Here is a 26,318-nt window from a genome sequence, read left to right on the forward strand (position 1 = left end):
CCTCCGTCAAATCTTTGCTAGGGCGCGGCCAACAGCAACTGGCTTGCCGCATTGCAGGTGCCAGCCTATCTATCGCCATGATGACAACGACACCCAGCACGCTCGACCTGATCGGCAATACCCCGCTCGTCCGCCTTGCCGGACCGAGCGAAGCGGCCGGCTGCGACATCTTTGGCAAGTGCGAATATGCCAACCCCGGCGCCTCGGTGAAGGACCGCGCCGCGCTCTATATCGTGCGCGATGCTGAGGAGCGCGGTACGTTGCTGCCTGGCGGCACGATCGTCGAAGGCACGGCGGGCAACACCGGGATCGGCATCGCATTGGTCGCCAACGCCAAGGGCTATAAGACGATCATCGTGATGCCCGAGACACAGTCCAAGGAAAAGATGGACACCTTGCGCGCATTGGGCGCCGAACTGGTGCTGGTGCCTGCCGCGCCGTATTCCAACCCCGGCCATTTCGTCCACACCTCGCGCCGTCTGGCTGAAGAGACGCCGGGCGCGGTGTGGGCACAGCAGTTCGACAACATAGCCAACCGCCGCGCGCATATCGAGGGCACGGCCGAGGAAATCTGGGCGCAGATGGAAGGCCGCATCGATGGCTTCACCTGCGCTGCGGGTACCGGCGGCACGATCGCGGGCGTCGGCATGGGGCTGAAAGCGCATGACGAAAATGTCACCATCGCGCTTACCGATCCGCACGGCGCGGCGCTGTTCAATTATTACGCCAATGGCGAACTCAAGGCCGAAGGCTCTTCGGTCGCAGAAGGCATCGGCCAGGGCCGCATCACCGGCAATCTCGAAGATGCGCCGATCGACACGCAGTTCCGTATTTCGGACGAGGTCGGGTTGTATTGGGTGCAGCGGCTGCTCAAGGAAGAGGGGCTGTGCCTTGGCCTGTCCTCGGGGATCAATGTCGCGGGCGCGGTGGAATTGGGGCGCACGCTTGGGCCCGGGTCGCGGGTGGTCACCATCCTGTGCGACACCGGCTTTCGCTATCTGTCGACGCTGTACAATGCCGAATGGCTGCGGGCGAAAGGGTTGCCGGTCTTCCCCTGGCTGGCGGATTGACCTATATGGTCTCGTATGGTCGCTAACAATGCCCGCAATTCCGCCGCGAACGCTGCCCGCAACGGCGGCTCGGGCGCTACGGGCAATCCCATCATGCATCGCCTGCAGATCGGCATCGCCGGCATATTTGCCGTTCTGGTGATGGTCGCGCTGGCCGACATGCTGCTCCAGCGGGCGAGCGGAGAGGCTGCCACCAACATCGCGGCGACCGCGCCCGACACGAGCGATGCCGCCGCACCCCCCGTCGTGCAGGCGCCGGCGGCGAGCGAACCCCTGGTCGATCTGGGCGTCGTTCCCGACTTGCCGAGCGAAGGTGCACAGCACAGCGCGGGCGGGCAGACGCCGGTCGTTGGCGAACTTCAGCCCGATCCGCGATCCGGAACCGGCCCCGTGCCGCAACAGTGATCCGCGGCGCGCTGGCCACAACGGCAGCGATGCTGCTGACGGCCGGCTGCTCTGCCGCTCCGGAGTCCGTTCCCAAGTCCGACGCCGCCGTCGCGCCGGGCGCACACAATGCTGCGCCCATGATCCCCGCCGGTCCCAGGCTGCGGGTCGTGCTGATGAGCAGCCTGCCGCTGGTGCACGGCGATGGCGTGGACATGCACGCGATGATCGCGGGCAAGACCGATCCGCATCCGCTGCATGAGCAACTGAACGCCGTGCACGATCTGATCGTCGCCGACTCGCTCGATGCTGCCGCGCTGGCGGGCGCCGATCTGGTGATTCTGGTGCAGCCCCCTGCCTTGCCACCCGAAACATTGGTTGCGATCGATGATTATGTTCGCGGCGGCGGAAAACTGCTGCTGTTTGCCGATCCGGTGCTGGAATGGCACAGCGGCAAGGGGTTGGGCGATCCGCTGGGGCCGCTGCGGTCGTCGCTGATGTCGCCCTTGCTCAAGCATTGGGGACTCGAGTTGGTCGATCCCGATCTTGAAATGGTCCGATTGCGTCCATCGGGGGCCGTGCTGGTCCATCCGGGCAGATTTGCCGTTTTGCCGGGGAAAACTGGGGATGGCGGATGCGCGGTCGAAATGGATGGCCATGTCGCGCGTTGCCGGCCCGGCAAGGGCAGGGCGGTGCTCGTCGCCGATGCCGATCTCATCGACCCGGCCATGATCAACGATTCTGCCGAGTCGGCAGACGCCAACAGCAGGTTTGTCGCAACACTGATCAGCGATCTGGCGGCGAAGGATACGTCATGATGACGGGACCAACTTTAACTTCGACTGGTCGCGATTTCCAAGTATAGCGGGGCCAGATGAGGCTCTAGCCCCAAAAAAACCCTTTCATCCCCAATTCTCCCCTGTTATGGATATCCTTAATCGGGGTTCAAGCCATTTGTCATGCCTGACCGGCCTGCAGCGCGCGTGCGCGGTGGGGTGCGGACGCATTGCCCAGTTCCGGCTCGCCGGACGGGGTGTCCAGGGGATGGCAGGTGAATGTGTAAGGCCCCGGACCGATCAGGGAAACGCAGCGGCGCGCCAAAGGGGTTCAATCACAAGTGACGGAAATCAGTGCCTTTCTCGGTTCTGCACTGACGACCATCGACCCCAAGGGCCGGATGGCCATTCCGGCTAACTTCCGTAACCCCCTCATTCAGGGCAGCAATGGCGAGAGCATTGCCGTGCTCAGCTTCAACACCGACGGCCAGTGCCTGCAGGGCTGCGGCACCGAGCGGCTCGATTCGCTGCTCGCCCAGATGCAGCACCGCGAAGCGATGGCGAACGAGCATGGCGAGGAGTTCCGCACCGAAGTGTTCGGCGGCGCGCGCTTCAACACCACTTTTCGCATCACCTTCGATGGCAGTGGCCGCCTGATCCTGCCCAAACTGCTGGTCGCGATGGCGCGGATCGACAAGCATGTCTTTTTCAGCGGCAACGGCACCGATTTCAGCGTCTGGGGGGTCGAGCACCTGCTGTCGCTCGATGATCCGCGGCTTGCCTCGCAGCAATATGTCGCGCGCTTCATGATGGACGAACTGGGGGGCAAGGGCTGATGGCACGCCGTGAACCCCGTCCGGCCGACACCGATCAGGCCCCGCACGTCCCTGTGCTGCTCGCCGAAGTGCTCGACGGCCTCGCGATCGCCGAAGGTGAAGTGCACGTCGATGCGACCTTCGGCGCGGGCGGATACAGCCGCGCGATGCTGGCCGCTGGCGCGACCGTTCACGGGCTGGATCGCGATCCCGATGCGGCCCCTGCCGGCACTGCGCTCGTTGCCGAGAGCGATGGCCGCTTCGTCTTCCACGCGGCGCGCTTCTCGCAACTGGCCCAGGTGCTGCGCGACGCCGGGGTGCCCCAGGTCGATGGCATCGTCTTCGACATCGGCGTATCCTCGATGCAGCTCGATCAGGCAGCGCGGGGCTTCTCGTTCCAGTCGGACGGCCCGCTCGACATGCGCATGGGGCAGGACGGGCTGAGCGCGGCGGATTTCGTCAACACCGCCGACGAAGCCGACATCGCCGATATCCTCTATCTCTACGGCGAAGAGCGCCAGTCGCGCCGCATTGCCCGCGCGATCGTCGCCGCGCGCCCGCTCGAGCGCACGCTCGAACTCGCCGCCGTCGTCCGCAAGGCGCTGGGCTATCGCCCCGGCGCGCCCAAGGATCCCGCGACGCGCACGTTCCAGGCGATCCGCATCCACGTCAACGGCGAGCTCGACGAACTGCGCGACGGGCTGGTCGCGGCCGAGGCGATGCTCGCGCCGGGCGGGCGGCTCGCAGTGGTCTGCTTCCACAGCCTCGAGGACCGCATCGTCAAGCGCTTCCTGCGGATCCGCAGCGGCAGCGAAGGCGGCGGCTCGCGCCATCTGCCTGATCTGTCCGGCCAGCGCCGGACCCCCAGTTTCGAGAAACCCGCCAGGCCGACCCGGGCGGGCGAGGCCGAATGTGCGCGTAACCCCCGCGCGCGTTCGGCCACCTTGCGGGTCGCGGTTCGCAGCGATGCCCCGGCATGGGGCGCCGGCGACGATGCGGAAAGGCGTGCGGCATGATCCTCGCAGTCAAGCGCCTCAAGACCATCGGCTGGATCGCGCTGATCTTCATCGTCGCGATCGCGCTGTATCCGCTGTCGCTCAGCGTGGCGACGTTGCGCAGCGATTTGACACGCACCGAGCGCGAGATCCAGCGCACCCGCGCCGAGATCCGCTATCTCGAAACCGAGTTCGCCACCCGCGCCAGCCTGACCCAGCTGGCGATGTGGAACGATCTGGAATACGGCTATGAAGCCCCCAGCGCCGCGCAATATCTCGATGGCGAACGCGAGCTCGCCAATCTGGGCGACACAGCGCGCGAACTCGACAAGCCGGTGCGGGTCGCCGCGATGACGATCAAGCCGCAGGCCGAGCCCGCCGCGATCAAGCCTTCCGAGCTTGCAGCGACCACGGTCAAGACGCCCGAGCCGCTCTCGGTTTCGGCCAGTGTCGCGATCATCAGTCCGGCGCGCGCCGCGACGGCTGCGGCTGCGCCCAAAGACGCGCCCGAGACCAAGACCGAAGGACGCCGGCTGCTCGACGACCGGCTGCTCGATCGGATCAACAAACAGGCGGACGCTGAAATGAAGAAAACGGGGGGCCAATGACCGCGCTCGCATCCGGCAGCCACAGGGTTCGTCTCGCCAGCAAGCGCCAGCACATGACGCTGACCGCGCAGCTGCGGCTGGTCGCGGTGTTGGCATTGTTCGGCATCGGGGTCGGTGCGATCCTGGTGCGGCTGACCTTCATCGGCGTGTTCGGCGAGCAGGCGCAGGCTGCGACCCGGTCCGGACTGGTCGATCCGGGTCGTGGTGACATCGTCGATCGCAACGGTGTGCCGCTGGCCCGCACGATCGACGGCTATGCCATCCGCGTGGTGCCAGAGCGGCTGATCGGCGATCGCAGGGTGCTCGCCGGCAAGCTGGCGCAGATCTTCCCCGATACCAGCGAGGAGCGCTTCTTGAAGCTGCTCAGCCGGACCAAGCCGACCTATCTGCGCCACCGCGCGGTGCCCGAAGAGGTCAATCGGGTGCACGCATTGGGTGAGGTCGGCATCGAGTTCCCGCGCGAGAAGGAGCGCTTCTATCCGCAGTTGCAGCTGGCCGCGCATGTGCTGGGCTATGTCCACCCCGATGGCCATGGCGTCTCCGGCATGGAACGCGCGATGGACAAGGACCTGCTCGACCCCAAATTGCGTCTGACGCCCTCGGCGCTGTCGGTCGACATCCGGGTGCAGGCTGCGCTCGAGGACGAGCTTGGCCGCGCGATGAAATCCTATGATGCCAAGGCCGCCGCCGGTGTCGTGCTCGACGTCGAGACCGGCGAGGTCATGGCGATGACATCTTTGCCCAGCTTCAACCCCAACCAGTTCGACTCGCGCAGCGCGGCATTTGAGGCCAATCAGGTCACCTATCGCTTCTTCGAACTGGGTTCGACCTTCAAGCCGCTGACCGTCGCCGCCGCGATCGATGCAGGCACGGTCACCGACCTGTCGCGCCGCTATGATGCCAGCCGCCCATTGCGCGTCGGGGGCTTTCAGATCCGCGATTCGCACTCGTCGGGCCGCTGGCTCAACGTGCCCGAGACGCTGGTGCACAGCTCGAACATCGTCACCGCGCAGATCGCCGATGAACTCGGCCCCGAGCGGCTGCAGGCGGTGATGCGCAAGCTGCACTTCGATCGGCCCGCCGAGATCAACCTGCGTGAAACCGTCAAGCCGCTCTGGCCCGCGAACTGGGGGCGGCTGACCAACATGACCGTCGGCTATGGCCACGGCATCGCGGTCAGCCCGCTGCATCTGGCGAGCGCCTATGCCGCGATGGCCAATGGCGGCGTATATCGCCCTGCCACGCTGACGAAGCTCGCCCCCAGGGACGTGCCGCGCGGCGAGCGGGTGTTCAAGGCATCGACCAGCGCGCGGATGAACCAGCTGCTGCGCATGATCGTGCGCGATGGTACCGGCCGCAAGGCCGAGGCGCCCGGCTTCCGTGTCGGCGGCAAGACCGGATCGGCGGAAAAGCCGGGTGCGGGCGGATATCGCCGCAGCTCGGTGGTCGCGACCTTCGCCGCCGTGTTCCCGATGGATGCACCGCGTTTCGTGGTGCTGATCATGATCGACGAGCCTGCAGGCAACCAGGCATCGTCGTTCCAGCGCACCGCCGGATGGACCGCAGCGCCAGTGGTGGCGCGGCTGGTGCCGCGCATCGGCCCGATGCTCGGCATCATCCCCGACGACCGCCGCGATGTCGATGTGTCCGAACTGATGCCGTTGCTGTGGAAGGCCCCGGTCAAGGCGTCCGCCAACACCAAGTCGGAGGACCCGGTATAGGGCGAATATACATAGGTCCACATGATGCGGGGGGTTGCATCTGGGCGGGCCAGACATAGAGGAGGCGGGAATTTTCAGGGTCGGTCAAAGGGTACAGCAATGAAATTGGGTGAACTGGTTCCTGGAATGACGGGCAGTGATGCCGCGCTCACGGTGACCGGATTTGCCATCGATCACCGCAAGGTTGCCCCGGGCACCGTGTTCGGTGCGTTTGCCGGCGCGCGCTTCAACGGCGAGGATTTCATCGCCGATGCCGTTGCGGCAGGCGCCGTGGCCATCGTTGCTGCGCCCGGTGCGAGCGTGAGCGGAGCGGTCCACATCGCCGATGCCGAGCCACGCCGCGCCTTTGCGCAGATCGCCGCACGTTTCTTCACGCCATTTCCGGCGCATGTCGCCGCCGTCACCGGCACCAACGGCAAGACCTCGACCGCCGAGATGACCCGCCAATTGTGGCGGATGGCGGGCCACAATGCCGCCTCGATCGGCACCTTGGGCGTCACCACCTCAGTCGACCAGTCCTCCACCGGGCTGACGACACCCGATATCGTCACCTTCCTTGGCAACATGTCGGGCCTCGCGCGCGAAGGTGTGACCCACGCGATCTTCGAGGCATCGAGCCACGGCCTGTCGCAGTTCCGCACCGAGGGGCTGGCGGTGCAGGTGGGTGCGTTCACCAATCTCAGCCGCGATCACCTCGACTATCACGGCACGATGGACGATTATTTCGAGGCCAAGATGCGGCTGGTCGACGAGGTCGTCGTCGATGGCGGCCACTTCGTCGTCTGGACCGACGATGCCTGGTCGGACAAGGTACTCGCGCGGGTCGAGGCGCGCGGCCTGACCCCGGTCACGGTCGGAGTAGCGGGCGAAGCAATCCGCCTGATTAGCCGCACCCCGACCCAGTTGGGCCAGCAGCTCGTGCTGGCGCATGAGGGCAGGGAGCTCAGGGTCAACCTGCCGCTGATCGGCGCGTATCAGGCCGCCAATGCACTGGTTTCGGCCGGCATCGTCATCGCGGCGGACGGCGATCCCAAACAGGTTTTCGATCATATGGCCCGGCTGCAGCCGGTGCGCGGGCGGCTCGAGCGTGCGGTGATCACCCGCGCCGGCGCGCCGGTCTATGTCGATTACGCGCACACCCCCGATGGCCTGCAGGCGGCGATCGAGGCGCTGCGGCCGCATGTTTCAGGCCGGCTGATCACGCTGTTCGGTGCCGGTGGCGACCGCGATACCGGCAAGCGTCCGCAGATGGGCAAAGTCGCGAGTGACCTGTCCGACATCGTGATCGTCACCGACGACAATCCGCGCTCCGAAGACCCCGCCAGCATCCGCGCCGCGATCATGGCGGCGGCGGGCGATGCCACCGAGATCGGCGGACGCCGCGAGGCGATTGCTGCGGCGGTGGCGATGGCAGGCGCCAACGATATCGTGCTGCTCGCGGGCAAGGGCCACGAGCAGGGCCAGATCGTCGGAGACCGCGTGCTGCCGTTCGACGATGTCCAGGTCGCGCGGGAGTGCGCGGCGTGAGGGGGGTGGCACTTCAAAAGCCCCTCCCCTTCAGGGGAGGGTCATGACTCTCTGGACCTCATCCGAAATCGCGCACGCCACCGGCGGCACGGCATCTGCCGACTTCGCCGTCACCGGCGTGGCGTTCGACTCGCGCGAAATCCAGCCCGGCGACCTGTTCATCGCGATGCGCGGCGAGGAGACCGATGGGCATCGCTTCATCGACAAGGCCATCGCTGCGGGCGCTACAGGCGTGATCACCGAGCAGCCGATCGACCACCCGCACGTGCTGGTCGCCGACAGCGCCGTCGCGCTCACCGCTCTGGGCCGCGCCGCGCGCGACCGCAGCGCTGCGAAGATCATCGGCGTCACCGGCTCGGCGGGCAAGACCGGCACCAAGGAGGCGCTGTTTCACGCGCTCGACCGGATGGCGCCGGGCAGCGCGCATCGCTCGGTCAAGAGCTACAACAACCACGTCGGCGTGCCGCTGAGCCTCGCGCGGATGCCGCGCGATACGCGGTTCGGCGTGTTCGAGATGGGGATGAACCACAGCGGCGAACTGGCCGAGCTGACCCGGATCGTGCGCCCGCACATCGCCATCGTCACCACGATAGCGCCTGCGCACATCGGCAACTTCGCCCAGGGCGAGGATGGCATCGCCGACGCCAAGGCCGAAATTTTCCAGGGGCTCGAGCCCGGCGGCACCGCCATCCTGCCACACGACAACCGGCATTATGCGCGCCTTCGCGCCGCAGCCAGGGCTTGCACCGATAGTATCATCCGTTTCGGCACGCAGGAAGACAGCGAAGCGCGGCTGATCGACAGCATCGCTGCGATCGAGGGCGGATCGCTGGTCACCGCGCAGATCGGTGAAGCGCGGCTGTGCTTCCGCATCGCCGCTCCGGGCGACCATTGGGTGATGAATGCGCTCGCGGTGATGGCTGCGATCGAGGCCGCAGGTGGCGATCTTGCGATTGCGGGCCTCGCGCTCGCCAGTCTGCCGGGCCTCGCAGGGCGCGGCGAGCGGCTGACGGTGGCCACTCCGGATGGCGGCGCTGCGCTGCTGATCGACGAGGCTTACAACGCCAACCCAGCGTCGATGGCCGCTACGCTCGCGCAGTTGAGCAAGGAAGACGCGCCGCGCCGCATCGCCGTGCTCGGCGCGATGAAGGAAATGGGCGAGACCTCGGATCATTATCACGCGGCGCTGGCAGCTCCGGTGATCGCGGCCGGCATCGCCTCGCTCGTTCTGGTCGGCGATGAAATGGCACCCTTGGCCGACGCGCTCGCCAATTCGCTTGAGTGGCAGGGCACAATCGCGCATGTGCCCGCCGCCGATGCGGCGCTGTCGGCGCTGCAGGCAATTCTGACCGATGGCGATGCTGTGCTCGTCAAGGGGTCCAATTCTGTGGGATTATCTGCGCTGGTGCGCGCGCTGGCACAAACGCCAGCAGGCGGCGCTTTGGCGCAGAAGGGGGTCTGATGCTGTATCTTCTGGCGCAATATCTGGATTTTGAGGGGCCGCTGAACCTCATCCGTTATCTGAGCTTCCGCTCGGGCGCGGCGATCCTCACGGCTTTGGTGATCGGCATGATCATCGGCCCGCGTTTCATCCTGATGCTGCGCACCCGCCAGGGCAAGGGTCAGCCGATCCGCACCGATGGCCCGCAGACCCACCTCGCCAAGCGCGGGACGCCGACGATGGGCGGACTGATGATCCTGATCGCGCTGACCATCTCGGTGCTGTTGTGGATGGATCTGACGAGCAGCTTCGTATGGGCGTGCCTCGCGGTGACTTTGGGCTTCGGCCTGATTGGCTTCCTCGACGACTATGACAAGGTGCGCAAGGCCAGCCACAAGGGCGTTCCGGGCCGGGTGCGGCTGCTCGGCGAATTCATCATCGCCGGCATCGCCAGCTGGGTGATCCTGCGCGAAACCGGCACCTTGCTGTATGTGCCGTTCCTCAATTACCCGCCGTTCGACCTCGGGCTGTTCTACATTCCCTTTGCCGCGTTCACCATCGTGGCGTTCGGCAATGCGGTGAACCTCACCGACGGGCTCGACGGACTTGCGACCTTCCCGGTGATCATCGCCAGCCTCACCTTCCTGCTGATCGTCTATCTGGTCGGCAACGCCAGGTTCGCTGCGTATCTGGGCATCCCGCATGTCCCGGGCGCAGGCGAGCTGGCGATCTATTGCGGCTGCATCATGGGGGCGTGCCTTGCGTTTCTGTGGTTCAATGCACCGCCCGCTGCGGTGTTCATGGGCGACACCGGATCGCTGGCACTGGGCGGAGCGTTGGGTGCCATCGCCGTGGCGGCGCATCACGAAATCGTGCTGGGGATCGTCGGCGGGCTGTTCGTGGTCGAGGCGATGTCGGTGATCATCCAGGTGTTCTTCTTCAAGCGCACCGGCAAGCGCGTGTTCCGCATGGCACCGATCCACCACCATTTCGAGCAGCTTGGCTGGCCTGAATCGACGGTCGTCATCCGCTTCTGGATCATCTCGCTGGTGCTTGCGCTGGCTGGCCTTGCAACGTTGAAGATCCGTTGATCGTCTCTCCCGCCTTTGCCGCGAAACGCTATTGCATCCTCGGGCTGGCGCGCTCGGGTCTGGCGACGCTCGACGCGCTGATGGCGTCGGGCGCGCAGTGCACCGCATGGGACAACCGCGCCGAAGCCCGCGAAACCGCGGTCGCCAACCATCCAGACGTGGTGATCGGCGACCCGATGGAGATCGATCTGGCTGGCTTCGATGGCCTGATCGTCTCGCCCGGTGTTCCGCTCAACCGGCATCCGGTGGCCGACCGCGCGCGCGCCGCGAACGTTCCGATCATCGGCGATATCGAGCTGTTCGCGCTCGCCCGTCCCAGCCTTCCACCGCACCGCGTGGTCGGCATCACCGGCACCAACGGCAAATCGACCACCACCGCTTTGATCCACCACATCCTGGACGAAGCGGGCGTCCCTGCGATCATGGGCGGCAACATCGGCCTGCCGATCCTGTCGCAGCCGCCGTTGCCCGAAGGTGGCGTCTATGTGCTCGAACTGTCGAGCTATCAGATCGATCTGACCTTCAGCCTCGATTGCGATGTCGCGGTGCTGCTCAACATCACCCCCGACCATCTCGACCGTTATGATGGTTTTGCCGGATATTGCGCCGCCAAGGCGCGGCTGTTCGGCATGCAGAGCGATGCGCATGTTGCGGTGATCGCCATCGACGACGACCAGACCCGCGCGATCGCGGCCACGGTGTCCGCGCCGGTCGAGGTACACGCCGCCGACATACCGGCCGCCGATCAGGCCGCATGGCCGACGCTGCAGGGGCCGCACAACGCACAGAACATCGCGGTGGCACTGGGCGTCGCACACGCGCTCGGGCTGGACGAGGCGCAGACGCGGCGCTCGCTCGCCACCTACGCCAGTCTGCCGCACCGCATGGAACGCACCGCCGAACATCGCGGCGTGCTGTACGTCAACGACAGCAAGGCGACCAACCCCGCCTCGACCGCGCCTGCGCTGGGTGCATTTCCACGCATCCACTGGATCGTCGGCGGGTTGCCCAAGGGCGACAATCTCGACGAATGCGCCGAGCATTTCGATCATGTCGTGCATGCCTATACCATCGGCGAGGCTGGCCCGGTGTTTGCCGACCAGCTGGAAAAGGTCATGCCGGTCACCCGCGCCGAAATGATGGCGAACGCCGTCCAGAGCGCGATGGACAATGCGGTGGCCGGCGATGTCGTGCTGCTGTCGCCCGCCTGCGCCTCGTTCGACCAGTTTCGCGACTTCGAGGCGCGCGGCGATTGCTTCCGCAAGATCGTCAACGCGCTGATCGCCAACGATGACAACCAGCAGGAGGAAGCCGCGCAATGAGCGACCTTGCCGCCACCGCTCCCGTCGCAGCGCCCACGGGGCCGCGCGCCTACAAGCTGCCGCGCAATCTCAGCCGCAGGCTGGGGCGCAGCGACCGATCGCAGCTGGCGATCTGGTTCTGGGAACTCGACCGTGTGCTGCTGTCGCTGATGCTGATGCTGATCGCGATCGGGCTGATCGCGGTGCAGGCGGCGTCGCCCGCCACCGCGCGGCGCCTGTCCACCGCGACCGAAGTGCTCAGTCCGCTGTACTTCTTCTACCGCCAATTGGGCTGGGTGATCGTCGGGCTCGGCTTCATGTTCGTGGTATCGATGTTACCCAAGCGCGAGGCACGGCGGCTGGCGATCATCATCGCCTGTGTGTGCATGGTGCTGCTGATGCTGGTGCCGATCTTCGGCAACACGGTCAACGGGGCGAAACGCTGGATCGGCTATGGCATCGGCATCCAGCCGTCCGAGTTTCTCAAGCCCGCCTTCGCGGTCACACTGGCGTGGATCATTTCGCTCAGGATCAAGGATCCGACGCTGCCGGTGTTGCGGCTGTCAATGCTGCTCACCGGGTTCATCGCCTTCCTGCTGATGCGCCAGCCCGATCTTGGCCAGACGATCATGTTCATCGGCATCTGGTTCACGCTGATGCTGCTCGCGGGGCTGTCGATGCAGATCGTCGCGGCGGGCATCGGCGCGGGCGCGCTGGGGATGACAGCGGCGTATTTCTTCTATCCGGTCGCCACCCAGCGGATCAACGGCTGGCTGTTCGGCGCGGGCGAATATGACCAGGTGATGTTCGCGCACAAGACGCTGACAGGCGGCGGGCTGATCGGCACCGGGCCGGGCCTGGGCACCCACAAGTTCAACCTGCCCGAAGCGCACACCGACTATATCTTCTCGGTGATCGGCGAGGAATTCGGCCTGCTCGCCTGCGCGGCGATCGCTTTGGTGTACTTCGCGATCATCGCGCGGGTGTGCATGCGGCTGCTCGAAGAGCGCGACCTGTTCACCATTCTCGCGGTCACCGGGCTGACCGCGCAACTGGGTGGGCAGGCGTTCATCAACATCGCGGTCAACCTGCAGCTGTTCCCGTCGAAGGGCATGACGCTGCCGTTCATCAGCTATGGCGGATCGTCGATGATCGCGCTGAGCATCGGCGCGGGATTGCTGTTGTCGCTCACCCGGCGTAACCCGTTCGAGGACCGCACATTGCTCGGTCAGGACTGGAGCCGCAAATGACCGTTTCACGCCATTATGTGCTGGCCGCAGGCGGCACCGGCGGGCACCTGATCCCCGCCTTCGCGCTCGCGCGCGAACTTCAGCAGCGCGGGCATCATATTGCGCTCGTGACCGACGAGCGCGGTGCCAAGATCCCTGGCATCTTCGAGGGCGATCAGGTCCATATCCTTCCGCCGGGGCGGATCGCGGGCGGGCCGCTCGGCTGGCTGCGCGGCATCAAGGGCATCTGGGCCGGACGCGCGATGGCGCTCAACCTGTTCGAGACCTTCCAGCCGACCGCCGTCGTCGGCTTTGGCGGCTATCCCGCCTTGCCCACGCTACTGGCGGCGCAGACTGCGGGCATCCCCACGGTGATCCACGAACAGAATGCCGTGCTGGGCCGGGTCAACCGGTTCATGGCAGGCCGGGTCAACGCGATCGCCACCGCCTACAAGCAGGTCGACCGGCTGAACCCCAAATACTCCGACCGGGTCCACCTCGTCGGCAATCCGGTGCGTGAATCGGTGCTCGATCTGCGCGGACAGAATTATCCGCCGCTGCTCGAAGATGGCGTGTTCCGCGTCCTCGTCACCGGCGGCAGCCAGGGTGCGCGGGTGCTGTCCGACGTCGTGCCCGATGGCTTGGCGATGCTGCCGGTCAATCTGCGCCGCCGGCTGCAGGTCGTCCAGCAGTGCCGCGAAGAGGATATCGAGATCGTCCGCGCCAAATATGCCGAGCACGGCATCCCGGCAGAGCTTGCGACATACATCGATGACATCCCCGGCAAATTGGGCTGGTCGCACCTGTTCATCGGCCGGGCAGGCGCATCGACCATTGCCGAGCTGACCGCCGCAGGACGTCCTGCCATCCTGGTGCCGCTGCCGATCGCCACCGACGACCACCAGACCGCGAATGCACGCGAGATGGTCAAGGCGGGCGGCGCGCGGTCGATCCGGCAGGAGGCGTTCACGCCGAAGGAGCTGGCCAAGCAGATCCAGAAGATGGCGCTCGACCCGCACGCGCTCGAGAATGCTGCGCTCGCCGCGCACAAATGCGGCTATCCGCACGCTGTGCGCGATCTGGCCGATCTGGTCGAAAGTTTTGGCGGTGCGCCATTGGTCGATGTGATCCGGGTGGCGCCTGTCACCAAGGGACACGCGATCGGCGGCGAGGCACTCGCGCGCGATACGGAAAGAGCAGAAGCATGAAGGGCGTCGGAGTCGACATCGGGACCATCCATTTCATCGGTATCGGCGGCATCGGCATGTCCGGCATCGCCGAGGTGATGCACAATCTGGGCTACAAGGTGCAAGGCTCGGACATCGCCGAGGGCTATGTCATCGATGGCCTGCGCAAGCGCGGCATCAAGGTGATGATCGGCCACAAGGCGGAGAATCTGGGCGATGCCGCAGTGGTCGTCACCTCGACCGCGATCAAGCGCGGCAACCCCGAGGTCGATCTTGCGCTCGAGACCCGCGTCCCCGTGGTGCGCCGCGCCGAGATGCTCGCCGAGCTGATGCGGCTCAAGTCCACCGTCGCGGTGGCGGGCACGCACGGCAAGACCACGACGACCTCGATGATCGCCGCGATGCTCGACGCGGGCGGCATCGACCCCACCGTGATCAACGGGGGCATCATCAACAGCTATGGCTCGAACGCGCGCCTGGGTGCCAGCGAATGGATGGTGGTCGAGGCCGACGAAAGCGACGGCAGCTTCCTGAGGCTCGACGGCACGATCGCGGTCGTCACCAACATCGATCCCGAACATCTCGACCATTACGGCAACTTCGACGCGGTCAAGGATGCGTTCGTCGAGTTCGTCCAGAACGTGCCGTTCTATGGCGCGGCGATCCTGTGCCTCGATCATCCCGAGGTTCAGGCGATCCTGCCGCGGGTCAAGGACCGCCGGATCGTCACCTACGGTTTCAGCGCGCAGGCCGATATCCGCGGCGACAATGTCGTCTCGATCCCCGGCGGCAACCGCTTCGACGTCACCGTGCGCGAGCGCGATGGTTCGACCCGGCAGATATCGGGGATCGAAATGCCGATGCCGGGCCGTCACAACGTCCAGAACGCGATCGCCGCGATCGCGGTCGGGCTGCAGATGGGCATGGCAGACGAGGACATCATCACCGGTTTTGCCAAGTTCGGCGGGGTCAAAAGGCGCTTCACCAATGTGGGCGTGGTGGACGGCGTGACGATCATCGACGATTACGGCCATCACCCGGTCGAGATCCGCGCGGTGCTGGCTGCCGCGCGCGAGGGCGTGCAGAACCGCATCATCGCGGTGGTCCAGCCGCACCGGTACTCGCGGCTCGGCGATCTGATGGACGAGTTCCAGCAGGCGTTCAACGATGCCGACGTGGTCTATGTCGCGCCGGTCTATGCCGCAGGCGAGGACCCCATCGAGGGCGTCGATGCCGAAGCGCTCGCCAGCGGATTGAAGGCGCGCGGCCATCGCCAGGCGCGGACGATCAGCGGGCCCGAAGAGCTGGCCGATCTGCTCGCCGCAGAGGCGCAAAGCGGCGACATGGTCGTCTGCCTGGGCGCGGGCGATATCACCAAATGGGCAGCTGGCCTTGCCGATGCGATCGGCGCGCGGAGGGTGCCTGCGTGAGCGTTTCCGCGCCTTCTTCCTCGGTTTCAGACACCCCCCATCCGTCTGTCCCGAGCGAAGTCGAGGGACGTAATCCCGGTGGGTTGCGTAAGGTCCCTCGACTTCGCTCGGGAACACGGGAGGGGAGTGCGCTTGAAGTGCGTGGCAGGCTCACGCCAAACGCCCCTCTCGCCCCATTGCTGTGGTTCAAGACCGGAGGCGCGGCTGACTGGCTGTTCGAGCCCAAGGATGCCGACGATCTCGTGCAGTTCCTAACCGAACTCGAACCCTCCGTGCCCGTGATGGCGCTCGGCCTGGGATCGAACCTGATCGTGCGCGATGGCGGAGTGGCCGGTGTCGTCGTCCGTCTGGGCAAGGCGTTCGCGCAGGTCGAGCGCACCGGCGACATGACGCTGCGTTGCGGGGCAGGGGCGTCGGGCATTCTCGTCTCCTCGACCGCGCGCGATGCTGGCATCGGCGGGCTGGAATTCCTGCGCTCGATCCCCGGTACCGTCGGCGGTTTTGTCCGCATGAACGGCGGCGCCTATGGCCGCGAGGTCAAGGATGTGCTGATCGACTGCGACGTGGTGCTGCGCGATGGCTCGCGGCGCACGCTGGCGCTGGCCGACTTGCATTACACCTATCGCCATTCCGAGCTTCCCGATGGCGCGATCGTGATCGGTGCGACCTTTACCGGATCGCCCGCCGAGCCCGCCGCGATCCAGGCCGAGATGGACCGCATCGCCGCCTCGCGGGAAGCCAGCCAGCCGCTGCGCAGCAAGACCGGCGGATCGACCTTCAAGAACCCGGAAGGGCACAAGGCCTGGCAGCTTGTCGATCAGGCGGGCTGCCGCGGCCTGATGATCGGCGGCGCGCAGGTCAGCGAGAAGCACACCAATTTCCTGATCAACACCGGAACCGCCACCAGCGCCGACATCGAGGCGCTCGGCGAGGAAGTCCGCGCGCGGGTCAAGGCGCAGTCGGGCGTCGAGCTCGAATGGGAAATTCAGCGGATAGGCAAGGAATCTCCCTCTCCCCTTCAGGGGAGAGGGCCGGGGAGAGGGGGAGTCATTTCATGACCACCTCAATACAGCCCCCTCTCCCTTCGCCGCTGCGCGGCTCTTCCCTCTCCCCTGAAGGGGAGAGGGCGCGATTGCACATCGCCGTCCTCATGGGCGGCTGGTCAGCCGAGCGCGAGGTTTCGCTGATGAGCGGCGAGGGTGTCGCCAAGGCGCTGGAATCGCGCGGGCACCAAGTGACCCGTGTCGATATGGACCGCAATGTCGCCGCGGTGCTCGCCGGCATCCGCCCCGATATCGTGTTCAACGCGCTGCACGGCACCCCGGGCGAGGATGGCAGCGTGCAGGGGATGCTCGACCTGATGCAGATCCCGTACACGCACTCGGGCATGGCCACCTCGGTGATCGCGATCGACAAGGTGCTGACCAAGCAGGCGCTGCTGCCGCACGGCATCCCGATGCCCGGCGGGCATATCGTGCGCTCGGAAAGCCTTTATGCGGGCGATCCGATGCCGCGCCCCTATGTGCTCAAGCCCGTCAACGAAGGCTCGTCGGTCGGCGTCGCCATCGTCAGGGCGGACAGCAATTATGGCGATCCGATCAGCCCCGATGCTGCAGGGCCATGGCAGAAGTTCGACGAGTTGCTCGCTGAACCCTTCATCAAGGGCCGCGAGCTGACGACCGCCGTGCTGGGCGACCGCGCGCTGGGCGTCACCGAGCTGCAGACCAAGTCGGGCTTCTACGATTACGACGCGAAGTACACCGACGGGCTGACGCTGCACATCTGCCCGGCCGAAATCCCCGAAGACATCGCCGCGATGTGCATGGATATCGCGCTCAAGGCGCACAACATCCTGGGCTGCAAGGGCGCATCGCGCTCGGACTTCCGCTGGGATGACGAGAAGGGGGCCGACGGGCTGTACCTGCTCGAGGTCAATACCCAGCCGGGAATGACACCGCTCAGCCTGGTACCCGAACAGGCGGCTGCTATCGGCATCAGCTATGCCGATCTGGTCGAAATCATCGTTGAACAGGCATTGGGGGGCACCCGGCATGACGACACGGATTAAACGCGGCACATCGGCCAGGCGGGGCACGGCCCGCGCGAAGCCGCGCGCGGCGCAGCGATCGCGCGCCAACGCCGCGCTGGCGCGGCTGCCGTTCACCGAGGCACAGCTGCAGAAGGCGGCAACCATCGGTGTGCTCGGGGTGCTCGCCCTGGCCGGCGTCATCACCGCGCAATTCATGGGGCTGCCGGGCATGGTGCAGCAGGAACTGGCGCTGGCGGCGGGCCGCGCCGGGTTCGAGGTCAAGAAGGTCGAGGTGCGCAACGTCGACAAGATGAACGAGCTCAAGGTCTACGAGATCGTCCTCGCCCAGAAGGACCGCTCGATGCCGCAGGTCGATCTGGAAGAGCTGCGGCGCGAGCTGACCGCGTTCAGCTGGATCGCCGATGCCCGCATCTCGCGCCAGCTGCCCGATACGCTGATCGTCGATATCGTCGAGCGCGAGCCGCTGGCGGTGTGGGTGGATCGCGGCAAGGTGATGCTGGTCGATGCCGAAGGCGTCGCGCTCGAGCCCAGCCCCGGCCAGATCGACCCCAAGATGCTGCGTATCGTCGGCAAGCAGGCGAACTCCAGGATCGGCGACCTGACCGAACTGCTCGACGTCGCGCCCGCGCTGACCCCGCAGGTGCGCGAGGCCGAGTGGGTCGGCAACCGCCGCTGGAACCTGACCTTCCACACTGGCGAAGTGCTGGCGCTGCCCGAGGGCGAGGATCTGTCCGAAGCCGCGCTGATCAACTTCGCGCGGATGGACGGGGTCAACCGGCTGCTCGGCAAGGGCGTGACCTATTTCGACCTGCGCGATCCTGAACGGGCTTACCTGCGCAAACCCCGCAATCCGACAAAGCCCGAAGGCGATGCGATCGCATCGGCCGCGCAATGAGCGGCGGCAAGCCCCGCAAGGGCGGCGCGGCCGTCCCCCGCATCGAAAAGACCTTTGGCGCGCTCGACATCGGCTCGTCCAAGGTCTGCGCGATGATCATCGGGCGCACTGACAGCGGCGAACTGCTGGTGCTGGGCACCGGGCAGAGGGCGAGTGACGGGGTCAAGCGCGGCTACATTACCGACATGCAGGCGACCGAGCTTGCGGTGCGCGAGGCGGTGGAGCAGGCCGAGCGGATCGCGGGGCTCAACATCGATCACGTCCATGTCAGCTGCACCTCGGGAGGCCTGACCAGCACGATCGCCCGGGTCGAGATCGACCTGGGCGGCGGCCGCATTGACGAGGACGACGTCGATCACCTGCTCGCAGCGGGTCGCGAGACGATCCAGCCGGGCGGGCGGATGGTGCTGCACGCACAACCCGCGCTCTACACGCTCGACGGCGCGACCGGGGTCAAGAAGCCCATCGGCCTGCACGCCGAGCGCTTGGGCGTCGATATCCACGTCGTGTTTGCCGATGGCGCGCCGGTGCGCAACATCGATCAGACCGTCGCTGCCGCCTATCTGGGCGTCAGCGGCATCGTCGCAGCTCCCATCGCGGCGGGCACCGCGTGCCTGGGCGAGGAAGAGCGCGAGCTTGGCGTCGCGCTGATCGAAATGGGCGCGGCAGTCACCAACATCTCGCTCTATGCCGGCGGCATGCTGGTCGGGCTGTTCACTATTCCCTTCGGCGGCGCGGACATCACCGATGCGATTGCGTCTGCCTTCGGCCTGCGCCGGACGGAGGCCGAACGCATCAAGTGCTTCCACGGCGCTGCGACCTCCTCGCCGCGCGACAACCACGACATGATCGACCTCAGGCTGCCCGAAGAGGACAGCAAGCTGGTCGGCGCAGGCGGCCGCGCTGCGGACGACAAGCATTCGATCAGCCGCGCGCAGCTGGTTTCGGTCATCCGCCAGCCGCTCGATTACCTGATCGGCGAAATCACCAAGGGATTGAAGGAGCTGGGCTTTACCGGGGCGCAGGGCCAGCGCATCGTGCTGACCGGCGGATGCGCCGAGCTGCGCGGCCTTGCCGATCATATGCAGGTGGCCCTGGGCCGCACGGTGCGGATCGGGCGGCCTGCGGGCCTAGCGGGTCTGCCCGATGCACATGCGGGGCCAGCGTTCTCGACTTTGGCAGGCCTCGCGCTGTTCGCAGCGGACGAGCCGGTCGATATCCGCAGCATTGCATCGAGCTATCAGCAGGTGCATCGCCATTCGGGCGCGGCAGTATTGCAGCGTCTTTGGCGCGCGTTGGTCGGCAATTTCTGATCATGCGCGACGAATGGCACAGCGATACGCACGAAGCGGTGGAAAAACCCGATTTTTTACGTGAATTCGCGAATCAATCTGTGCAAGGTGAATATTGGCATTTGCTTCAAATTGATGAAGCGCGGGAGAATTAAGGCATGAGCATCACCATTGGACCGCCCACCGTCGATGAACTGCGTCCGCGGATCGCGGTGATCGGGATCGGCGGCGCAGGCGGCAACGCGATCGCGAACATGATCGCGGCGCACGTCGAAGGCGTCGATTTCATCGTCGCCAACACCGATGCGCAGGCGCTCAACTCGTCGACCGCCGAACAGCGCATCCAGCTGGGCCCTGATGTCACCCAGGGTCTGGGCGCAGGATCGCGTCCCGAAGTCGGTCGCGCGGCGGCAGAAGAAACCGTCGGAGATATCGAGGCCATCCTCGAAGGCACGCATATGTGCTTCATCGCAGCCGGCATGGGCGGCGGCACCGGCACGGGCGCTGCTCCGGTCATCGCCAAGGCTGCGCGCGATCGCGGCATCCTGACCGTCGGCGTCGTCACCAAGCCGTTCACCTTCGAAGGCACGCGCCGGATGCGCGCTGCCGAAGCCGGCATCGCCGAGCTGCAGAAGAACGTCGACACGCTGATCGTCATTCCCAACCAGAACCTGTTCCTGGTCGCCAACCCCAACACCACCTTCAAGGAAGCCTTCCAGCTTGCCGACGAAGTGCTCCAGCAGGGCGTGCGCTCGATCACCGACCTGATCGTCAACCCCGGCCTGATCAACCTCGACTTTGCCGACATCCGTTCGGTAATGCGCGAGATGGGCAAGGCGATGATGGGCACCGGCGAGGCCGAGGGCGATGGCCGTGCGCTCGAGGCTGCCGAGCGCGCGATCGCCAACCCGCTGCTCGACGGCGTGTCGATGAAGGGCGCCAAGGGCGTCATCGTTTCGATCACCGGCGGCGACGACATGCGCCTTATGGAGGTCGACGAAGCGGCCAATCACATCAAGGAACTGGTCGATCCTGACGCGAACATCATCTGGGGAAGCGCGTTCAATCCCGATCTCGAAGGCAAGATCCGCGTCTCGGTGGTCGCTACCGGGATCGATGGCGAGGCGCTGCACAACACCGAGGACACCCGCCCGTTCTCGCTCGCCCAGGGTGGCACGCGCAGCTTCACGCCGCCTGTTGCAGCACCAACTCCAACCCCCGCACCCGCACCCGCGCCGTCCTTTGCCCCTGCACCCAAGCCGGTCACGGCTGCTGCAGACCCGGCCGATACGCTAGACCTGGGCGTCGCCGCCCAGCCGCTTGACGACGGCAATGCCACATCCGGCGCCGACGAGCTGCTGCTCGACAGCGCCAGCGCAGAGCAGGCACCTGCACCTGCGCCGACACCTGCGCCTGCTGCCTATGTCCCGCCTGCGGCACCCGCGGCAGAGCCCGTCGCGCCTGCTGCCAAGGCACCGCGCGTGGCCACCGGCGGCGGCACATTGTTCGAGCGGATGTCCAGCCTGTCACGTGGCGGAGCGCGCAGCGATGACGATGATGGTGACGATGGCAACGATGCGCCGCCGCTCAATATTCCGCGCTTCCTGGGTCGCCAGAACAATCAGTAATGCCATCTGGCCTGCTGCCGCCCGGTGGGCAGCAGGCCAAGGGTTCCCGCAAGCTGTCGAATACGTGCAACGCTTTGCCGTGCGAAGCGGGCGGTCGTGCTTGCATTCGCCCGAGCAAGCGCCGACTGACGGGATCAACATGGCATTGACCCGTATTTCCCGATTGCGTCGCCTCGGTCCCGCCACAGCGGTTCTGGTGGTCCTGGCTGCTCTGGCGCCACTGCCCGCTGTTGCGCAGGAGGAGGGGCCAGATTCCCCCGACACCGCACAGCCCGGCTATTCTTCGCTCAACGTCGCCCAGCCCAAGGGCACGCGCGAACTGCAGAACGCTCTGCAGCGGCTTGCGCTCAACCCGGCGGATATCGATGCGCTGATCGATGGCGGAAACGCTGCATTGCTGCTGGGGGACCCGCAGGCCGCCATCGGCTTTTTCGCGCGCGCCAACGAGATGTCTCCGGGCAACGGACGGGTCAAGGCCGGGCTGGCATCGGGCATATTGCTCAACGAAAACCCCTATGAGGCGTTGCGGCTGTTCGAGGAAGCCAAGAAGCTGGGCGTGCCCGAATCAGTTTTCGCCTCGGACCGCGGGCTGGCGTATGACCTGGTCGGCAACTCCGACGCCGCGCAGGCCGATTATGAAATCGCTCTGCGGCGCGGCAGCGATGACGAGACGATCCGGCGCTATGCGCTGTCGCTGGGTATTTCGGGTGACCGCGCCGCTGCCGAAGCGCAGCTCGACCCGCTGCTGCGCAAGCGCGATGCCGCCGCATGGCGCACCCGGGCGTTCGTGCTGGCGGTGACCGGCGACCCCCAGGGCGCGATCGCGATTGCCGATGCGACCATGCCCAAGCGCATGGCTGCCTCGATCGAGCCGTTCTTTCGCTTCATGGGTCGTCTGACCCCGGCGCAGCAGGCGGCGGCGGCCCATTTCGGCCAGTTCCCGCAGTCTGCGGCGATCGGCAAGGATGACCCGCGCAACCGCCAATATGCTTCGGCCGGAACGCCGCGCTCCCGCCCGGCCCGCGCCGATTCGGGGCTGATCCCTGCCGGTGAGCCGTTGGGCCCGACAGTGGACCCGAAGACCCGCAGGGTCGCCCAGGTCGACAAGTCCAACCGGCGCCGTCCCGGCAGACTGTCGAAGAAGGAACGCGATGCGATCGCGCTGGCACAGACACAGGCTGCAGCACAGCCGGTGGCGGTCGAAGCCCGTGCGCCGGGTCCCGTGCCGCCTTCCGATCTGTTGATTCCCGGGCGCGGCGTTGCTCCGGCAACGGTCCAGCCGCTTCCGGGCCAGCAGGTGCAATCGGCACGCGCCACGGTGCAACCATTGCCAGGACAGACCCAGTCGACGGGGGCGATGGTCCAGCCCTTGCCTGGCCAGACCCAGACGGCGCGGGCTACGGTCCAGGCCTTGCCCGGACAGACGCAGTCTGCGGGAGCGACGGTCCAGCCTTTACCGGGACAGACCCAGACAGCGCGGGCGACGGTCCAATCCGTGCCGGGATCAGCCGGTTCGACGGCGACACCTGCACCTTCACCTGCACCTTCGCCCGCGCGCGTCGTCACCGCCAGCCGGACGAGCGGCGGGCAGACTTCGGCAACCGTTCAGCCGTTACCCCAGCCCCTTCTGCCCTCACCATCGCAATCGAATACCGGGCAGTCCGACCCGGGGGCGGCGCAAGTGGCTTCGGCGCCGCGCGATGCCTCGCCGACGCGGGGGGCAGAGCCCGCAGCGACCGGCAGGGCGGTGCAGTTGTCCGGCATGACCGAACTGCCGCGCCCCGGCTTCAACTCGGTGCCGCCGGTTACCAACGCAGCGCCCGATACCACGGCAGCAGCGCCGGCAACCGGGTTCGATCTGGCCCGGGTCGGCGCGCAGCCTTCGCCCCCGCCCGCACCCCCGGCCGCGCCCCCGCCCGCGAGGGAACCGGTTCAGCTCGCCGCAGCGCGTGCCCCTTCATCGGCGGGTCCAGCGCCGGCTGCGCCTGCGCCTGAACGCGTCAGCCTTTCGGCGGTGATCGCCAGCATCACGGTGCCACCGCAGGAGCTGGCGCCCGACGAGAACGCGGTCGATATCACCAAGCTCAAGCCCGCGCCGCCCAAGGTCGATCCCAAGGTGGCAGAGGCAAAGAAGCTTGAGGCGCAAAAGGCCGAAGAGAAGAAGGCTGCGGCCAAAAAGGCTGCGGAAAAGCCTGCTCCGCCCAAGCACCCCAAGCGTTACTGGGTGCAGGTGGCGGGCGGCGCCAACCGTGCCGATCTGGCCAAGGAATGGAAGCGGTTGACCGGCGAAGCGCCTGACGTGTTCAAGGGCAAGCAGGCCTGGTGGACGCCGCTCAACGCCACCAACCGGCTGCTGGCAGGGCCGTTCTCCGGCCCCAACGAGGCGCAGGCCTTCGTCAACACGCTTGCGAAGAACAAGCTGTCGGGCTTTGCCTTCACCAGCCCCGAAGGGCAGGAAGTCACCAAGATCGGCGGCTGAACCCCGCAGCGCGCTAGAGCGCGTCTCGGATCAGCCGGTGGACGTTGAGGTTGGCCTTCAAACGGCTGCCCAGCAGGAACACGCCGCCGATCTTGCGCTGGATGAACAGCGTGTCGACAGGGGGGATCTGCCAGAAGGTCCGTTCCTTGGCGAAGGCCATGCCCTCGTCACGCAGCTCCATCGTCATCTCGTTGGAGGTGAAGTCGAACGGGCCGTCGAGCCGGAGCGGTTCAAAGGCCGTGTCGAACATCCCCAGCACCGCGACCTTGTGGTTTTCCGGCGCATCGGGATGCAGCATCCCCAGCGCCAGCCCCGCCTCGCGCATCTGGGCGAGGTCGCGGCTGAGGCCACCGCGCAACAGAGTGCGATAGCTGTCGGACACCGCCTCGCTCACCACCCGCGTCGCGCCGAAATCGAGCAGCACCAGCCGTCCGGTGGCCGGATCGAAGCGGTAGTTGGCGAAATTGGGGTCGGTCTGCATCAGCCGGAAGTCGAACAGCTCGCGCATCAGCAATTCGACCACCAGCCGGACGATCCGGTCGCGGGTTTCTGCAGGCATCGTCGCGGTGTCTTCCACCGCGATGCTCTCGATATAGTCCATCGCCAGGATGTCGGGTGTGGTCAGGTCGGTGTGCAGGCCCGGGACGATGAAGTCCGGATGATCGGCGAGCAGCTCGCCGAACCGCGCCAGATGCGCGGATTCGTGTGCGTAATCCGCCTCTTCGTGCAACTGCGCCTTGGCATCGGCCAGCATCGGGTCGATGTCGATCCCCGCCGGCAGCAAGCCGGTCAGCTTGATCAGCGAGGCGACGTTGTCCACATCGCTGTCGATGCTCTGTCGCACGCCAGGATACTGCACCTTGATCGCCAGATCGCGGCCATCGAGCGTTCGCGCGCGGTGGACCTGGCCGATCGACGCGGCGGCGATCGGTTTGAAATCGAAGCTCTTGAAGCGCTTCTCCCACCCACGGCCCCAGTTCTGGTTGAGCACGTTGCGCAATTGCCCCTGCGGCATATGCTGCGCATCGGCGCGCAACCGTCCCATGATGTCGGCAAGCTCAGGGGGGAGGAAATCGCCGGTGTCCATCGACATCAGCTGGCCCAGCTTCATCGCCGCGCCGCGCATCGTGGCGAGCTTGTCGGCGATCTTGCGGGCATTGGCGGGTGTCAGCAGCAGGTCGCCGACGCTGGGGCGCTTGCCCTGCGCCCATTGCTTGGCGCCATCGACCAGCATCGTGCCCGCTATGCCACCGGCCATACTTCCGAACCCCGCAAACCGGGCAATGCGCCCGCTGGGGACCGCCTGGCCGGATGAGCTGGACGGGGATTGCGTACGCGTCTTTGGGGGGAGCATGCGGGGTATCGACCTGTGCGTGCGGACAGGCTCGGAATAGAGACCTGTGCTGCTTTTATGTAGGTTCGCGAGACGCTAGCTGCAACTCGCCCCGCCCAGAACGCAGAATCGCGCGCAATGCGGATGGTTGAGCGAGACGCTGCGCGATGCCTCGCCCAGCGTCGCCCCCATGTCGAACCCCGGGTCATAGGGCAGCAGGGTGCAGGCTGCCACCGTAGGGCGGTTGGCGCCCTTGTGCTTTACCACCATCCGGCTGGTCGCGCACATCATCGCATCAGGGCTTTTGCCCAGAATGTCCCAGCACCCGGTGCTGATCTCGGCGATGTCGGCCCCGGCATCCATTTCGGGAAACATCACGAAGCGTTGCGGATTGCCGACATCGACCGGCAGGCGGTGCTGCGCGAACAGTGCCGCAAAGCCAGCCCGCGCCTGTGCATCGCTTTCGTGCGCCAGATGCCGTCCGGCGACCGCAATCGAAAAGCCGTTCTCGGCGAGCCATGCAAGGCCGCTGATCGCCTTGTCCCAACTGTTGCCGCCACGCTCGGCCTCGTGCACCGTTTGCGTATAGTGGTCGAGGCTCACCCGGATCGTGAGCTGATCGGCAAACCGCGCGTTAAGCGCCAGCAGCGCGGCCTCGTGGCGTCGCATCGGGCGCATCGCGTTGGACAGCACCAGCGTCGCAAACCCGCGCGACAGGCACAGCTCGAGGATCGCGATGATATCCGGGTTCATGAACGGCTCGCCGCCGGTAAACGCGATCTCGCATGTGGGCAGCTGGCCATAGGCGATCTCGTCGAGATACGCGGTGACCTCGGCGAGGGTCACATACACCAGCGCATCGTTGCGCGGCGAGCTTTCGATGTAGCAGCTCTTGCAGGCCAGGTTGCACAAGGTCCCGGTGTTGAACCACAAGGTTTCCAGTGCGGTCAGCGCAACGCTGGCGCGCGGCTCGCCCTTGGCGGTGATCAGCGGATCGCGGAATTTGGCAGGATCGAGCGGGGGCGCGTCGGGGACCGCGAAGGGGCTGGTGGAATCCATGATCCTA

General features: G+C 66.2%; 23 protein-coding genes. 21 read left to right on the plus strand and 2 right to left on the minus strand.

Features of this window, described 5'->3' with window-relative positions:
• Positions 1-80 precede the first annotated feature (80 nt).
• From ACK4R0_RS00370 to ACK4R0_RS00470, 21 genes are all read left to right on the plus strand, one after another.
• Positions 81-1,070: a cysteine synthase A gene (locus ACK4R0_RS00370; protein ID WP_409670832.1), complete on the plus strand. Its 990-nt coding sequence runs from the start codon at positions 81-83 to the stop codon at positions 1,068-1,070.
• Positions 1,071-1,085: 15 nt separating this feature from the next.
• On the plus strand, positions 1,086-1,475 hold the full coding sequence (locus ACK4R0_RS00375; protein ID WP_409668568.1) for a hypothetical protein: 390 nt from the start codon (positions 1,086-1,088) through the stop codon (positions 1,473-1,475).
• A gap of 29 nt (positions 1,476-1,504) precedes the next feature.
• Positions 1,505-2,272 carry a Gldg family protein gene (locus ACK4R0_RS00380; RefSeq protein ID WP_409668571.1) on the plus strand — a complete coding sequence of 256 codons (768 nt, stop codon included), beginning with the start codon at positions 1,505-1,507 and terminating at the stop codon, positions 2,270-2,272.
• A 299-nt stretch (positions 2,273-2,571) separates the two neighbouring features.
• Positions 2,572-3,066: a division/cell wall cluster transcriptional repressor MraZ gene (locus tag ACK4R0_RS00385; protein ID WP_409668573.1), complete on the plus strand. Its 495-nt coding sequence runs from the start codon at positions 2,572-2,574 to the stop codon at positions 3,064-3,066.
• Complete coding sequence (gene rsmH / locus ACK4R0_RS00390) at positions 3,066-4,061, plus strand: 16S rRNA (cytosine(1402)-N(4))-methyltransferase RsmH (RefSeq protein ID WP_409668576.1); 996 nt, start codon at positions 3,066-3,068, stop codon at positions 4,059-4,061. Before ACK4R0_RS00385 ends, rsmH begins: the two co-directional genes overlap by 1 nt.
• The gene (locus tag ACK4R0_RS00395) at positions 4,058-4,648 is read left to right on the plus strand and encodes a hypothetical protein (protein WP_409668579.1); all 591 of its coding nucleotides are present in this window, start codon (positions 4,058-4,060) and stop codon (positions 4,646-4,648) included. The genes rsmH and ACK4R0_RS00395 overlap by 4 nt, the downstream gene beginning before the upstream one ends.
• Complete coding sequence (locus ACK4R0_RS00400) at positions 4,645-6,369, plus strand: peptidoglycan D,D-transpeptidase FtsI family protein (RefSeq protein ID WP_409668581.1); 1,725 nt, start codon at positions 4,645-4,647, stop codon at positions 6,367-6,369. Before ACK4R0_RS00395 ends, ACK4R0_RS00400 begins: the two co-directional genes overlap by 4 nt.
• A 99-nt stretch (positions 6,370-6,468) precedes the next feature.
• Positions 6,469-7,896, plus strand: coding sequence for a UDP-N-acetylmuramoyl-L-alanyl-D-glutamate--2,6-diaminopimelate ligase (locus ACK4R0_RS00405; protein ID WP_409668584.1), 1,428 nt, complete (start codon positions 6,469-6,471; stop codon positions 7,894-7,896).
• Between the two features lie 43 nt (positions 7,897-7,939).
• The gene (murF, locus tag ACK4R0_RS00410; RefSeq protein WP_409668587.1) at positions 7,940-9,358 is read left to right on the plus strand and encodes a UDP-N-acetylmuramoyl-tripeptide--D-alanyl-D-alanine ligase; all 1,419 of its coding nucleotides are present in this window, start codon (positions 7,940-7,942) and stop codon (positions 9,356-9,358) included.
• On the plus strand, positions 9,358-10,428 hold the full coding sequence (gene mraY / locus ACK4R0_RS00415) for a phospho-N-acetylmuramoyl-pentapeptide-transferase (protein ID WP_409668590.1): 1,071 nt from the start codon (positions 9,358-9,360) through the stop codon (positions 10,426-10,428). Before murF ends, mraY begins: the two co-directional genes overlap by 1 nt.
• Entirely contained in the window at positions 10,425-11,750 is a 1,326-nt protein-coding gene (gene murD, locus ACK4R0_RS00420) for a UDP-N-acetylmuramoyl-L-alanine--D-glutamate ligase (RefSeq protein WP_409668592.1), read from the plus strand. Before mraY ends, murD begins: the two co-directional genes overlap by 4 nt.
• Positions 11,747-12,979: an FtsW/RodA/SpoVE family cell cycle protein gene (locus ACK4R0_RS00425; RefSeq protein ID WP_409668595.1), complete on the plus strand. Its 1,233-nt coding sequence runs from the start codon at positions 11,747-11,749 to the stop codon at positions 12,977-12,979. The genes murD and ACK4R0_RS00425 overlap by 4 nt, the downstream gene beginning before the upstream one ends.
• Positions 12,976-14,166 (plus strand): undecaprenyldiphospho-muramoylpentapeptide beta-N-acetylglucosaminyltransferase, encoded by a 1,191-nt coding sequence (gene murG, locus ACK4R0_RS00430; RefSeq protein WP_409668598.1) that lies wholly within the window; start codon positions 12,976-12,978, stop codon positions 14,164-14,166. Before ACK4R0_RS00425 ends, murG begins: the two co-directional genes overlap by 4 nt.
• On the plus strand, positions 14,163-15,575 hold the full coding sequence (gene murC, locus ACK4R0_RS00435; RefSeq protein ID WP_409668601.1) for a UDP-N-acetylmuramate--L-alanine ligase: 1,413 nt from the start codon (positions 14,163-14,165) through the stop codon (positions 15,573-15,575). The genes murG and murC overlap by 4 nt, the downstream gene beginning before the upstream one ends.
• A 137-nt stretch (positions 15,576-15,712) precedes the next feature.
• On the plus strand, positions 15,713-16,633 hold the full coding sequence (murB, locus tag ACK4R0_RS00440; RefSeq protein ID WP_409668604.1) for a UDP-N-acetylmuramate dehydrogenase: 921 nt from the start codon (positions 15,713-15,715) through the stop codon (positions 16,631-16,633).
• Between the two features lie 32 nt (positions 16,634-16,665).
• On the plus strand, positions 16,666-17,643 hold the full coding sequence (locus tag ACK4R0_RS00445; RefSeq protein WP_409670834.1) for a D-alanine--D-alanine ligase: 978 nt from the start codon (positions 16,666-16,668) through the stop codon (positions 17,641-17,643).
• On the plus strand, positions 17,627-18,520 hold the full coding sequence (locus ACK4R0_RS00450) for a cell division protein FtsQ/DivIB (protein ID WP_409668607.1): 894 nt from the start codon (positions 17,627-17,629) through the stop codon (positions 18,518-18,520). Before ACK4R0_RS00445 ends, ACK4R0_RS00450 begins: the two co-directional genes overlap by 17 nt.
• Positions 18,517-19,833 carry a cell division protein FtsA gene (gene ftsA / locus ACK4R0_RS00455; RefSeq protein WP_409668609.1) on the plus strand — a complete coding sequence of 439 codons (1,317 nt, stop codon included), beginning with the start codon at positions 18,517-18,519 and terminating at the stop codon, positions 19,831-19,833. Before ACK4R0_RS00450 ends, ftsA begins: the two co-directional genes overlap by 4 nt.
• Before the next feature lie 2 nt (positions 19,834-19,835).
• Entirely contained in the window at positions 19,836-19,967 is a 132-nt protein-coding gene (locus tag ACK4R0_RS00460) for a hypothetical protein (RefSeq protein WP_409668612.1), read from the plus strand.
• 3 nt (positions 19,968-19,970) lie between these two features.
• Positions 19,971-21,440 (plus strand): cell division protein FtsZ, encoded by a 1,470-nt coding sequence (ftsZ, locus tag ACK4R0_RS00465; RefSeq protein WP_409668615.1) that lies wholly within the window; start codon positions 19,971-19,973, stop codon positions 21,438-21,440.
• Positions 21,441-21,579: 139 nt separating this feature from the next.
• Positions 21,580-23,919, plus strand: coding sequence for an SPOR domain-containing protein (locus ACK4R0_RS00470; RefSeq protein WP_409668618.1), 2,340 nt, complete (start codon positions 21,580-21,582; stop codon positions 23,917-23,919).
• A 13-nt stretch (positions 23,920-23,932) separates the two neighbouring features.
• Here ACK4R0_RS00470 and ACK4R0_RS00475 read toward each other — a convergent pair whose 3' ends face one another.
• Both ACK4R0_RS00475 and ACK4R0_RS00480 read right to left on the minus strand, forming a co-directional pair.
• Positions 23,933-25,177 carry an ABC1 kinase family protein gene (locus ACK4R0_RS00475; protein ID WP_409668621.1) on the minus strand — a complete coding sequence of 415 codons (1,245 nt, stop codon included), beginning with the start codon at positions 25,175-25,177 and terminating at the stop codon, positions 23,933-23,935.
• Positions 25,178-25,348: 171 nt separating this feature from the next.
• Entirely contained in the window at positions 25,349-26,311 is a 963-nt protein-coding gene (locus ACK4R0_RS00480) for a radical SAM protein (RefSeq protein WP_409668623.1), read from the minus strand.
• Positions 26,312-26,318 lie beyond the last annotated feature (7 nt).

The organism is Blastomonas sp., from assembly GCF_046294995.1.
Classification (GTDB): domain Bacteria; phylum Pseudomonadota; class Alphaproteobacteria; order Sphingomonadales; family Sphingomonadaceae; genus Blastomonas.